At 68.6% G+C, this 12,920-nt stretch carries 10 protein-coding genes; 6 read left to right on the top strand and 4 right to left on the bottom strand.

What is annotated here, in order from left to right; all coding sequences use genetic code 11:
* Positions 1–21: 21 nt before the first annotated feature.
* From IG88_RS0125705 to IG88_RS44455, 3 genes are all read right to left on the bottom strand, one after another.
* Complete coding sequence (locus IG88_RS0125705) at positions 22–1,536, bottom strand: sensor histidine kinase (protein WP_031045751.1); 1,515 nt, start codon at positions 1,534–1,536, stop codon at positions 22–24.
* Between the two features lie 26 nt (positions 1,537–1,562).
* Positions 1,563–3,464, bottom strand: a complete 1,902-nt coding sequence (locus tag IG88_RS0125700; RefSeq protein ID WP_031045749.1) for a glycoside hydrolase family 15 protein — start codon at positions 3,462–3,464, stop codon at positions 1,563–1,565.
* Positions 3,465–3,693: 229 nt separating this feature from the next.
* Positions 3,694–4,359 carry a DUF6415 family natural product biosynthesis protein gene (locus IG88_RS44455; protein WP_234332287.1) on the bottom strand — a complete coding sequence of 222 codons (666 nt, stop codon included), beginning with the start codon at positions 4,357–4,359 and terminating at the stop codon, positions 3,694–3,696.
* A 21-nt stretch (positions 4,360–4,380) separates the two neighbouring features.
* On the opposite strand from IG88_RS44455, the gene IG88_RS0125690 reads away from it, so the two are divergent.
* Positions 4,381–5,769 (top strand): hypothetical protein, encoded by a 1,389-nt coding sequence (locus IG88_RS0125690; protein WP_031045743.1) that lies wholly within the window; start codon positions 4,381–4,383, stop codon positions 5,767–5,769.
* Positions 5,770–5,841: 72 nt separating this feature from the next.
* Positions 5,842–6,324, top strand: a complete 483-nt coding sequence (locus tag IG88_RS0125685) for an SAM-dependent methyltransferase (RefSeq protein WP_031045740.1) — start codon at positions 5,842–5,844, stop codon at positions 6,322–6,324.
* Positions 6,325–7,111: 787 nt separating this feature from the next.
* Here IG88_RS0125685 and IG88_RS40330 read toward each other — a convergent pair.
* Positions 7,112–7,657: an ATP-binding protein gene (locus IG88_RS40330; protein ID WP_158854058.1), complete on the bottom strand. Its 546-nt coding sequence runs from the start codon at positions 7,655–7,657 to the stop codon at positions 7,112–7,114.
* Positions 7,658–7,749: 92 nt separating this feature from the next.
* On the opposite strand from IG88_RS40330, the gene IG88_RS0125670 reads away from it, so the two are divergent.
* The 4 genes from IG88_RS0125670 (at position 7,750) to IG88_RS0125655 (ending at position 12,888) form a co-directional block, all read left to right on the top strand.
* On the top strand, positions 7,750–9,156 hold the full coding sequence (locus IG88_RS0125670) for a helix-turn-helix domain-containing protein (RefSeq protein ID WP_234332286.1): 1,407 nt from the start codon (positions 7,750–7,752) through the stop codon (positions 9,154–9,156).
* Positions 9,153–10,037 carry a phosphotransferase family protein gene (locus tag IG88_RS39050; protein WP_031045725.1) on the top strand — a complete coding sequence of 295 codons (885 nt, stop codon included), beginning with the start codon at positions 9,153–9,155 and terminating at the stop codon, positions 10,035–10,037. Before IG88_RS0125670 ends, IG88_RS39050 begins: the two co-directional genes overlap by 4 nt.
* 398 nt (positions 10,038–10,435) lie before the next feature.
* Positions 10,436–11,557: a helix-turn-helix domain-containing protein gene (locus IG88_RS0125660; RefSeq protein ID WP_051852048.1), complete on the top strand. Its 1,122-nt coding sequence runs from the start codon at positions 10,436–10,438 to the stop codon at positions 11,555–11,557.
* Between the two features lie 77 nt (positions 11,558–11,634).
* Positions 11,635–12,888, top strand: coding sequence for a helix-turn-helix domain-containing protein (locus IG88_RS0125655; RefSeq protein ID WP_234332283.1), 1,254 nt, complete (start codon positions 11,635–11,637; stop codon positions 12,886–12,888).
* Positions 12,889–12,920: the final 32 nt, after the last annotated feature.

Below are 12,920 nucleotides of genomic sequence, written 5' to 3'. Positions count from 1 at the left end.
CAATGGGGGGAAGGGGGCGAGTCAGGGCTTGGGCTGCTCTGCCGCTGCCGGAGAAGATCCGGCGGTTCCGCCAGCCCGGAAGCCATTGCGGAAGGCGGCTGCGAGCCCCGGCGTCGCCGCGGTCACGGGGGCTTGCTCCCGCTCACGTGGCGGACGGAACGAGCCGGCCTGACGCCTGCGCGTGGGAAGAGCGGGCGCAGCAGAGTGATGTGCCTCTCCAGCTCCCGGCGCCCCTGCCGCGCCGGAGCGTGTGGCCTGCTCCCGCCTCGGGGTGGCTGGAGCCGCGGCAACCGGCTGTGGCTGCGGCGCGGTGGCGCGGGTGTCCCTGGACGGCGCGCTCGCACTGTCGACGGGAGGGATCGCTACCAGGAGCCGTGCCGGGATGACGACGAGGGCGGTGGTGCCTCCTGTCACGTTCTCCTGCAGGAGAACGGACATCCCGTGCGACTGGGCGATCTTTGCTGCGACCAGCAAGCCGAGCTGGCCGGCCCGCACCTGACCGCTGACGTCGACCTCATCCGGGGCTTGGAGCAGCTGGTTCATCTGAGCCCGCGTCTGCGGATGCATGGGGACGGCCCGGTCCTCGACCTCGACCGCCAGCCCGTTCGCCACCCGCTGCGCCCGCACCATCACCTTCGTCGCCGGATCGGAGCACTCACATGCGTTCTCGATCAGCTCCGCCAGCAGGTGCGTCAAATCCGGACCCACGTGTCCGGGAAGGCCAAGTTCAGCGCCTACGGAACCGGCGGCGACGGCCACACGCGGGTACTGCACGACCTCGGAGACCGCACCGCGCAGCACCGTTGCGATGGGAACAGGCTGGCGCACACTGCGCAGGGACTGCCCGCCCAGCACCGCCGTGCTCTCGACCTGGCGACGCATCCGCGTCACCAGGTGATCGATCTCGAAGATCTTCGCCAGCAGCTCCGGGTCGTCGGTCAGCATCTCCAGCTGACTCAGGGCCTGTAGTGCCTTGCCGACCAGAGCGTGCTCCCGCATGGCCAGGCGGCGCAGGACTTCCAGGAGAACGACGGACTGGGACTCGTCGTGCACCCGTATCAGCGACGCGATGGCCTGCACCTGCAACGCGCTGAGCGCCTTGTCGATCTCGGCGTGCGGACTGGCCGACTGAGGGGTCTGCAGGTCCGGCAGCGGCGGGCGTCCTCCGCGGCACAGCTCGTCCGCCGACCACTGCACCGACTTCTCGACGGCCGCCGCCGCCCCCGAGACCGCTGCCAGGGCCGCTGCCTGGGCATCCTCCGCGGCCGTCTGTACGGCTTCGGCGGCCGTTTGCGCTCCGCGAGCCGCCATCATGGCGACCCCAGCCAGTCCGCAGACCAGGCCGGCCAGGAGCCAACCCGGGCCTACCGCGGACACCGACCAGAGAGCGAAGACGGCACCCAGCAGCCCGGCAAGGAGCACCAGGGGCAGTGCCACGACGCGGCGGGCACGGTGCAGCGTGAACGCGTCGACCGGGGGCCGCCGTCTGCGGTGGCCGGTAGCGGCCGGCCGTGCCGGGAAGGCGCTGTCAGGCATGGGAATCCTCGTAAAAGTGGGGGTGACTAAGCCTGCTGCAGCATCAGGTCTGCATGGGCCTGGTGCGTGAAGCGTGAGGTCGAGCGGGGCGCCGGAACCCTGACGGCACCGCGGGGGCGGGAGGACTGCGTCGCCAGCAGATCCAGGAGCCGGGCGCTCTGAATCAGACCCATGTGGCTGAACGCCTGCGGGAAGTTGCCGAGCTGGCGCTGCTGGACGGGGTCGTACTCCTCGGCCAGGAGCCCGAGGTCGTTACGCAGCACCAGGAGGCGTTCGAACAGGGCGTGGGCCTCATCGAGGCGACCGGTCAGGGCCAGGGCATCGACGAGCCAGAAGGAGCAGAGGACGAAGGTGCCCTCATCGCCCTGCAGCCCGTCCACCCCGGCACGAGCCCCAATGGTCGGGTACCGGTGCACGAGCCCGTCCGGCGTGGTCAGTTCACGACGTACCGCGTCCACGGTGCCGATGACGCGGGGGTCGTCGGGCGGCAGGAAGCCGACGCGGGGGATCAGCAGGGTGGCGGCGTCCAGCTCCTGCGAACCGTAGGACTGGGTGAACGTGTTGCGCACGGGGTCGAAACCCTTGGCGCAGACCTCGTCGTGGATGGTCGCCCGCAGCTGGATCAAAGGGGCCACGTCGATGTCGAGTGCGCCGCCCTCGGCCAGGCGGATGGTGCGGTCGACCGCCACCCAGGCCATCACCTTCGAGTGGACGAAGTGCCGGCGTGCCCCGCGGATCTCCCAGATTCCCTCGTCGGGTTCCTGCCACCGCTGCGCCAGGTGCTCGATGAGCCGCCGGTGCAAGACCGCGGTGGCGGCGCAGTGAGCGACTCCACTCTGGTGCGCGAGGTACAAGGTCTCGATCACCTCGCCATACACGTCGAGCTGCAGCTGGTCCGCGGCCCCGTTTCCGACCCGCACCGGGGTTGAGCCCTCGTATCCGGGAAGCCAGGGCAGCTCCCGTTCCAGCAGGTCACGCTCCCCGGTGATCCCGTACATGATCTGCAGGTTCTCCGGATCGCCGGCCACGGCGCGCAGTAGCCAACGCCGCCATGCCTGTGCCTCCTGCCGGTACCCGGTCCCGAGCAGCGCGGCCAAGGTGGTGGAAGCATCGCGCAGCCAGGTAAAGCGGTAGTCCCAGTTCCGTCCGCCGCCGACCTCCTCGGGCAGCGACGTGGTCGGCGCCGCAACGATCCCACCGCTCGGTCCATAGGTCATGGCCTTCAGCGTGATCGAGGACCGGATTACGGCCTCGCGGTAGGGCCCGTCGTAGGTGCACCCCTCCGTCCAGTCCTGCCAGAAGGCGAGCGTCTCGGTGAGCGCGGTATGCGGGTCGGGCACGTCGGGCGCGGCTGCGTGGGACGGGCACCAACTGAGCACGAATGCCACGCTCTGCCCAGCGCTGATCTCGAAAGCGCTGACGACGACGCCGTCCTTCTCCGCCTGCGGCACGCAGGTGTCGAGCCACAGAGCGTCCGCGCCGGCCTCCGCGACCATGCGCCCACCGACCTCGTGGATCCACGGGCTGACGCTGCCGTATCCCGGCCGCGGGCGCATGGTCGAGATCATCTCCACCTCGCCGGTCACGCCCTCAACGATCCGGATCACCTGCGGTGCCCCGTCGCGCGGTGGCATGAAGTCCAGGACGCGGACCGATCCGGTCTGAGTACGCCATACCGATTCGAGGACGAGGGAGTCACCGCGGTACTGGCGCTCGGCGAATGCGCGGGAGCTGGAACGGCCAGCGGCAGCGGCCGGAGCGATCCTCCAGGTGCCGTGTTTCTGCGTTCCAAGAAGGCCGGCGAAGACGGCCGACGAGTCGAAGCGGGGCAAGCACAGCCAGTCGATCGAACCGTCGTCGCAGACGTGGGCACTGGTCTGCATGTCGCCGATCAGGCCGTACTGCTCGATACGCGGAAGGCGCTTCATCGTGTGGATCTCCGTCAGCCCCGCGGATCCGGGGTCAGCTTCGGGGCCGCCGCAGCGGCCGGGAACGGTAGGAACGAGAGGCACCGGTGTCACCCGGGCGGGGAAGGGGGGACTCTAGACGGCAGGGACTCCTCGCCGGCCGGAGCCTGGTCGGCTGCGTGCTCGCCGCGAAGAACAAGCCAGGCCATCGGAACGAGGATCAGCCCGATGACGACGGCTCCGGTTGCCGTCACGTCCGCGGCACCGAAGCGGCCAACACCAAGCAAGCGAGGGCAACAGCGAAAACCGCCCCGCGCAGCACGTTGATCCGCGGCTTCCGCCAACGCCGCCTGCGCCCTGGGAGCATCGCCTGGGGGCCGACGCGTTCCACATACGCCACCAGTTCCTGAGTCGCTTCGGCGAGCTGGACCAGGTACACCCGGCTGGGCATGTACCCCTCCGGGATGCGTTCGGAGCAGAGCCGTTGCGCGCCCAGCAGGGCCGGGCTGCCCGGAGCGGTTCGCGCTCCCAACTGGGCCACATGACCGCGCAGAAGGCGAACAAGGTCTTCCACATCGGCAGCGCTTTCGGGCAACGGCGAATCCTCGCCCAGTACGAGCGTCACCGTCTCCGACGCGGCTACCACGTGATCGCGCTCCGGCATCGACGCCACGGTGCCGGCCTCTCGCCGTCCATGGTCGCCTACGAGCTGGCTGTCACCTCGGCGAGGGCTCAGCGAAAGGCGCATGACACAACTCCTGTTCGGATCAAGCCAAAGTGAGCCGAAGTCGCCGGGTGTCACCGACGACCGGCGTGCGAAGTGCGTGATCTGGCCGCTACGTTGAGCGAACCGTGAATCGCTGCCGAGCGGTATGCCCGTACCGCCCGCAGGGCCGTCAAAGGCGTCAAAGATCATTTCGGAACCGAGGGGCATTCCATGGCCCGTGAACGGAACGTCGCCTTCGCCGCACTTCTGCGCGAAGCAGGCTGGTCCCAGCCACAAGCTGCCGCCGCGGTTGCCCGTGTGGCCGCGGAGAGCGGAGTGCGCGAACTCGACGCGATCTCCCGCTCGCACATCGCCATGTGGGTCCAGGGCACAAAGCCGAGTGGCAGAGCGCCGCATATTCTGCGCGAGACGCTCTCCCGCAGACTCGGCCGCCGCCTCACCCTGGCCGACCTCGGGCTGGAGGAAGAGCCGACAGGCACGACCGACAGCGGTTCCGACTGGAGCGTCGACCCTTTGACCGCACTGGCCGAGCTGGGAAGCGACGATCTCGACATGCACCGACGCAAGCTGTTGGCAACCGCCGCCTACTCTGCGGCCGGTTTCACCCTGCCCGCAGCCTCGTGGTGGGCAGCCGCCCCTGCCGCAGCGGCGAACCGCCGGCAGACATCGCCGCGCCCGGTTACACAGGCGGACATCGACGACATCCGCGACCTCACGGTCTACTACTCCGCACGCGACCAGCAACGAGGTGGCGCCTCCGGCCGCAAAGCCCTGGCAAGCCACCTGCTCGATGAAGCGGTGCCGCTGCTCGGCGGTCGATTCCGCACAGACCAGTTGCGCCGCGACGCCTACTCGGCCGTGGCGGAGATGACCTACCTCGCCGGCTGGATGGCCTTCGACGCCAGCGAACACCGCACCGCTCAGCGCTACCTCACCATCGCCGCCCGGATCGCGGCGGAAGCTGGAGACGGACCGCTCGGCGGCCACGTACTGCGCGCCCTTGCCCACCAAGCGGTAGACCTCGGGCATCCACGCAGGGCGCTGGCCCTGGCCGACGCCTCGATGTCCCGCGACCACTACGGCCAGGCCAGCCACCGCGAGAAGGCGCTGCTGGCGATCGTCCACGCACGCGCACTCGCGGCCGACGGCGACCGGGCTGCCGCCCTCGCGGCCATCAGCCGCGCAGAGCGGGACCTCGCCCGCGCCGACACCAATGAAGCGCCGCCCCGCGTCAGCTTCTTCCAGGAAGCCTCCCTTGCCCACGAGACTGCCTGCTCTCTGCGCGACATGGGCCAGGCCCTCGACGCGGAGATCCACTTCAAGCGCAGCGTTGCCACCCGCCGACGCCAGCAGTACGCCCGAACCCACAGCGTCACGCTCGGCTATCTCGGCGCCGTCCAGGTCCAGCAAGGACGCCTCGACGAGGCATGCGCTACCTGGAACCAGGCACTCGACGCCATGACGGGCGTCCAGTCCGGTCGTGCCCGCGATGTCATCGTCCGTATCCGAAGTGATCTCTCGCCCGTCCGGCGACGCGGGGGTCGCCACGTCACTGAACTGGATCACCGGGCACGGAGCATGCTGCGGGCCATAGGCTGATCGCGACACGTGCTTGTGGCACCCTGCGGCAGCTCGTGGATCCGCGTCTCCCAGGAAGAGGAACCAGTACCGGTGACTACGTACGAGGTCGAATCGATCGCCAGGGTCGTCGGTGGCCACACCCGCGTTCAGGACGACTACCAAGGCGGGGTCGAGTCGGTCATCCGACTCAACGAGGCATACCCCCTCGAAACCCTCCAGGGCATCGATGAGTTTTCCCACCTGACGGTGACATGGCGATTCCACCTGGCGCAGCCCGAAGACGTCCAACTCCACGCCCGCAGCCCTCGTGGCAACCCGCAGTGGCCGGCGACCGGAACATTCGTCCACCGCAACCACCGGCGCCCCAACCAACTGGCTGTCAGCTATCCGAGACTGCTGGGCGTGGACGGTCGCGACCTCCTGGTGACGGATCTCGATGCGGTCGACGGGACGCCGATCGTGGACCTGGCTCCGTACTTCCAGGAGATGGGGCCCCAAGGTGCCGTCCGCCAGCCGGCCTGGCCGAGCGAGATGCTTGCCAACTACTGGCGTGCCGCGTCGGAGCGTCCGTAGACCGGCTTGCCGTTCCACCAGAACCGCCATCGCACGCGAGAGGACTAGCAGCACCATCGCCCGTTGCGCCGTCAGCCCCAGCACGTCTCATCACCTCGCGTAGCACTGCGGTCGGAGGGAGTTGCCACGAATGGGCGCGAACAGGCGGTCCGAGCCCGGAGAGGACGTTGACCGTAGTCACCTGCGCCGAGCGGATGCTCACAGCTGTGAACACTCCACAGAACGCCTGCTGAGACGGCCGTTTGGCGCCTAATGACGGCGTGCCCGGGCGTTGACGCGGCGCTCAGCGAGGGCTCCGTCAGAGGAGAGAGGATCAGCGTCGCTGCCCCAAGGGTCAGAGTTTCACTGCGAGCAACGCTTCCCCTTGGCCCCCACCGGCGGCGGCCTGCCGGACCGGGGGCCGGCACGCCTCCCGCCGGAACAGGAGCGCTGCCGTCACCCCGGGCCTTCGCCACCGCCTGAGTGGCCTCGGAGACCTGGGACGGCACGAAGCCGTCGGGGGCTTCCTGCTGCGCGAGCCGATGTGCCTGCGCCACAAGGCGCTCGGCATGGGGGCCTTCGAGTGCGGCGTGGAGAATCTCCACGTGCCCGCGCAAACGCATCACCAGAGCGTTGACGTCCTCGGGTGTCTCGGGAAGGGGTGAATCCTCGTCCAGGACGAGGGCGACCGTCTCCCGCGCTGCTGCACCCGCGTCACACCCATGCCGTAGACGCGAGACCGGATCGGAGGAGGCCGGGAGCCGTGCGGCGACCCGGCCCGTGCGCAAGCCCAGCAGAGCCTGTGCCCTCACGCCGCCTCCTCGCGGTCGTAGTCCAGGGAGAAGACGGCGACCACGTCCTTTCCCCCCTGCGCCGGCGCGAACGACACACTGTGCGCGAGTTCGCGGACGAGGTGCAGACCTCTTCCGTCGAGAGCGTCGGTGGCCGCCGGCCGTTCCTGTGGCATCGTCGGGTCGTCGTCGTGGACGGCGGCGACCAGGCAGCCGCCCGTGGGCAGGGCCTGGATGACGCAACGAGCTCGTTTCCCCGCACCGCGGTCGGGCACGTTGGCGTGCTGCATGACGTTGGTCAACAGCTCGGTCACAACCAAGCCGACGTTGAACGCCAGCTCCTCGTACCCCCACATGCAGACGCTCTCCATGACGATTCTCTTGGCGTGATGGATGGCCCTCTCAGACAGCTCCAGGTCCTGTGACAGCTGTCCCGGTACGGCCTTTGCCGTACCCCGGGTGCCGAGCGGAGGCGCACTGAGAAGGTCCACCATGTCCAAGTCCAGTTCGTTGACCGGAACCCCTCCTCGGGCCTCCGGTTGCGGTGTGTACTGGTTCTGCACCGGTCAGCAACTATTGAGGCAGCACGCGAGGGGCGCGTGCAGTGGGTGATGCGGATGTCTCGCGGAATCCGCATCAGGAGGTCAGGAGCCGCATGCCGCAACCAGAGAAGGTCCTCGACCCCACCCAGTCCCCGGAAGCGTGGTTCGGTCACGAGCTACGTCTGAGGCGGAAGGCGGCGGGGTTCTCGACGGCGGGACCATTCGCCAGAAAAGTGCAGGTCAGCGTTGATGTCCTCCTGAAGATCGAGAAGGGCATCTACCGATGTCCGGAGGACCTGCCTCCTCGGCTGGACGCCGCCCTTGGATCGGACGGCCTCTTCACCCGGGCGTGGGGCATGGTATTCGGGGATGCGGATAAACATGGCCGCGATGCGGATAAGCGCCGCCCGCTCCCCGGGGAAGGATCCGCTCCGCAGCCGCAAGGACGCATGCTGGAGAAAGGAGCCCCATCCTCGTCAACCAGGAGCCCTGACTCTGTGCACCGTCGACGATTCCTCACCATCAGCAGCGGCCTGCTGGCTCTCGCTCCGTTAGACCTCTCCGCCCTGCTCTCACCGGCCACCCAGCTCACCATCCCCGACAAGATCAGTTCCAAGGAGATCCGTCAGTTGCAGGAGATCGCCGCTGGCCTGCACAGCTGGGACAACACCCACGGTGGCGGTGGCCTGGTCGGACATCTGGCCACGAACTCGATGCAGTGGGCCATCGGCCTTCTGTCCGCCGATTGCCCCCCTTCCCTACGCCCCGACTTTCTCGGAGCTGTCGCACGACTCGGCCTCGTCGCCGGCGGGAGCCAGTTCGACGTCTACCGGCACGACGAAGCCCGCCTTGCTTTCAAGGTCGCCGTGGAGTGCGCGGAGGAAGGACAGCACTGGCACCTGCGCGCGAAGGGGTACAGCTTCCTGGCTCGGCAGGCCATCTGGACCGGTGACGCCGACGACGGCCTGACCAACGCCGAGAAGGGACTGGTTCGTCAGGACCGGTTGACCGCCTCGGAGCGGGCCATGCTGCACACCGCCAGGGCGCGCGCCTTCGGCAAACTCCGCAACGTGCAGGAGACGATCGCTGCCGTCGGCGCGGCCGACGATGCCTTCGCGCAACGACGCCCCGAAGACGACCCGCCGTGGATGGCGTACTACGACGAAGCCCAGCACAACGGGGACACCGCCCACGCACTTTGGGATCTCGCCGTGGGTATCGACGAATACGATCCAACCCAGGCCGGACACCGCTTCCAAGCAGCCGTACGCGGGCATGGTCCGCAGTTCCTGCGGTCCAAGGCGATGTCCTGCACGAAACTGGCATCGTTGGTGATGCGGCGAGGCGACCCACGCGAGGCTGCGGCCATCGGGCACAGGGCTCTGGAACTCGGCGGAGACCTCACCTCCCTGCGCGCAGCAGACGATCTACGGCAGCTCGCCCAGTTCGCTGGCCGGCACTCGAAGATCCCGGACGCGGCTCACCTCCAGGAGGCCATCACCGCTACCTTGCGACCATGACGAACTCGGCACCAGCTTTCGACGCCTTGCGGGCAGCGTGCGCCGCGGTCGCCCTAGACGCCCGCGGCGCAGAACCGATACGTATCGCGGAGAATCAGATCTGGCGGCTGCCCCGAGGCGTCATCGCGCGTATCGCGCCACCCGACCGCGCTCTCTCCGCTGCGCGGGAGATCAGCGTAGCCAGGTGGCTGGCATCGAGCGGGATCGCCGTAGTCAAGCCGCTGTCCGTCGAACAACCCGTGGAGGCCGCAGGTCGGGTGGTGACGTTCTGGGAAGAGCTTCGGGCCCACGAGCACGGCACAACCGAGGACGTTGCGGCGGCCCTCCGGGCGCTGCACGCACTTCCGCTCCCCGACCTGGACATCGGGCGCCTGGACCCCTTCGTCCGTATCTCCGAGCGGCTGTCCGCCGCGCAAACCCTGCCAGCTGACGACCGTCGGTGGCTCCTGGGCTTGTACGAAGACCTCCTGGAGCGCTGGACCGCCGGCCTGCCCGCAGGGCTTCCTGAAAGAGCCGTCCACGGTGACGCTTGGCCTGGGAACGTCGTACGGCTCGCACAGGGGGGATGGGTGCTGATGGACCTTGAGCGGTTCTCGGTCGGCCCGCCCGAGTGGGATCTCGTCTCCACCGCGGTGCGCGCCAGAACCACGGGCGCGGTCACGCCAGCCGAGTACGATGCGTTCTGCGGCATCTACGGCCACGACGTCACCGCATGGGCCGGCTACAGCATCCTGTCGGGCGTTCGCGAACTTCGCATGGTGACTTACGCCGCCCAGCACGCGGCCTCCAACTCCCGGTGGCGAGCCGAGGCCCAGCACCGCGTGGACTGCCTCCGTGGCCGCTGCGGGCCACGGCCGTGGCGCTGGACGGGGATCTTGTGATGCACGGACGCGCGTCCGGCATGCCGCTGCAAATCGGCGAACGCATGGGCCCGGGGTGAAATCGTTAAGTCCAGGGGACACTTCACCAGTTCAACGCCGTCGCGTCGGCTAGGACACACTCCACGGCTACATCTGCTCCTGCCGGCACAATGCCCTCATGGAGCCGCCGGCGACGCCCTGCCCCGCTGTGCCTGGCATTGAGGCACCGAGCGGCGGGAGCTCGCGCGGCGAGTCGCGAGGTTCGGGCTCTCATTCGGTGCTGCCGCCTTAGATGTTTCCCACACGCCTGGACCTGGCATATTCGCTTTGGCTAGTTCTGTGTGGCTACTGTGTCGTCGCCAAGCCCATGTGGTCCCGTAGAAGGGACCGACCCCCGACCGGCGCTTCGCCGCCCGAGGATGAGCACCCTGGTGACGCAGGAGATGACTAGCGACGGCCCCGCCCCAATCGGCCGTCACCTAGCTGAGTGGCGAATACGCCGAGGTTTCACCGTGGCCGAACTGGCGGCGCATTCAAGCCTTCCGGCGCAGCTGATCGAGAGCTTGGAGTCGGGGAGAGACTGGGTTGACCAGCGGCGCGTGTTGAGCACGCTCGCGGCCAGCCTCCGCCTCGACCCCGCCGAGCTGACCAGCCAGCCGTACACGCCGTGCGGGGCGGACCATGCCACCGTGCACGCCACTGCGTGGCACGTACGTCGTCATCTGGCCCGCCTGCTCGCGGGGGAAATGGGCCACGTCCACACTGATACGGAACAGCTGGCGGCACTCGTGGAAGCCATACGAACGGCCGATGATGGCGGAGACCTCGTCTCAGCCGCGTCCGCGGTTCCGAGGTTGTTGGAGCTGATCGGCTCGCCGGTCCACCAACCTGGCAACGACGTGGGAGCCTCGCTCAGCTCGGCGGCGTACACCGCTGTGGCGCGGCTGCTGCGCCGCATCGGATATCGCGATCTGGCCTGGAGCGTGCTGCACCAAGTGCGTCCTCCAGGGGAGGACCTGATGCTGGCGATGGTCGAGGAAGTCAGGTTGCTGATGGATATGGGGAAGCCCGGACTCGCCGTCACCCGAGCTGCGGATACGGACGCTGCTCTCCCCTTCGAGGTCCTGCTTCCGCTGTCCCTCGCTCACGCCTCTCTCGGGCAGGGAGCGGAGAGTGAGCGGCTCCTGGAGGCGGCCGAGGCGATGGTCCTCGGTCCGGACGAAGCGTCCGCGGTCGCGTCCGCCAGGGCCTTCGCAGCCGCGGAGCGCGGCGCATTCGACCAGGTGCTTGACTACGCGGTGGAGGCTGCCCGCCTCCCGGCCGGCGATCGTGCCGGTCTGCTGGTGCTCACCGCATCCGCGCGGGCACGACTCGAGCACTTCGAGGAAGCGGTCACGGACCTGGTGACGGCGGAGTCTGTCGCACCGCTCCACACCAGGCTGGAACCCCTCGCTCGCGAACTGGTGAGCGTACTGTCCTCTCGTGCCGGGAACCATGCCGACATTGTGGGCGGCATCGCGGCGCGCTGCGGCATGAAGTGATCACTGCCTGTTCGGGGAATGCCCCGTTGCGACGGCTGGACCTGGCCTAACCTACGGATCATCCAGGAGTTGGGCGGATGGTGATGGACGAGCGGCAGCAGCAGCTGGCCAAGCTGATCGGCACGCGGGTACGTACGCTCCGTGGCAAGCGTGGCTTGTCCTTACGGGCGCTGGCTGGACTGGCGGGCGTTTCGAACGGTTATCTGTCGATGGTCGAGTCCGGGCAGCGGCTCTTGAAGGACCCCGCCTACATCAACTCGATCGCCGACGCGCTGAAGGTGGCGCCGGCGGAATTGCTCGGGCAGCCCTTCGTCCCGGCCGACCCGCACGCTGCTGAGGCCCATGCTGCGATTCCGGAGCTGCGGCTCACCCTGATGGGGATGGCTGTGGGCAGTCCGCCGGATCGACGGCCGCCGGAGGAGTCCATGCTCCGGTTGGCGGCGCGGGTCCGTCGGGCGAACCGGCTGTACCACGCGGCGGAGTACGGGGCCTTGGCGGTCAGGCTGCCGGCCCTGCTCGCCGATCTCCATGCGGCGGTCGCGGCGAGCGAGGGTCGTGCGCGGATGAAGGTGCTGAGGCTGTTGGCCGACGCCTACCACCCGGCGTGCACCCTCATGTTGAAGTCGCTGGGGTACATGGACCTGGCCTTCATCGCCGTGACGCGGGCCAGCGAGGCCATCGCCGAACTCGAGGACCCCGTCTATACCGCCTTGAGCGGTTTCTTCGCCACGCACATCCTCATGGCGGCTGGCAGCCCCGAACAGGCGTTGTCCAAGGCAACCGCCACGGTGAACTTGCTGGAGCGGAACCTCGCTCATCCGAACGCGGAGGCGCTGCTCGGTGAGCTCCACCTGATCTCCGCCACCACCATCACCAGGGATCGAAACCGGCCGACTGGCGACCGCACCTCCGACGTTCGGTCGCACCTGGCCGAGGCGGGGCGCCTGGCCGAGCTGAGTGGGGAGACGCGCGCGTTCCATCTCAACTTCGGGCCGACGAACGTCAAGATCCACCGTGTCAGCCTTAACACTGACCTCGGGCACCACGGCGACGCGATCACGGCGGGAGCCGAGGTTCACCCAGAGATCATCAACGCCCCCGGTCGGCAGGCGGTCTACCACTCCGATCTGGGCCGGGCGCTCGCCCATGTCCGCGGCCAGGAGTCGGCCGCCGCCGAGCGGTTCCTTCGGGCGGAGCTCATCGCCCCGCAGAGGGTCCACGCCGACGCGCTGATCGGGGACTCGGTCAGCTACCTCCTTGGGAAGCGTCTTCCCGCTCACGTGAAGCGGGACCTCGGCGGCCTGGCGCACCGGATGGGCATCACTCGGTAGCTCAGTCCGTCCGTCCTCTCCTCTGGCTTCTC

Source organism: Streptomyces sp. NRRL F-5650, from assembly GCF_000721365.1.
Classification (GTDB): domain Bacteria; phylum Actinomycetota; class Actinomycetes; order Streptomycetales; family Streptomycetaceae; genus Streptomyces; species Streptomyces ardesiacus.
Note: the sequence above shows the minus strand (reverse complement) of the source record. Positions and strands in the feature narration are given on the sequence as shown.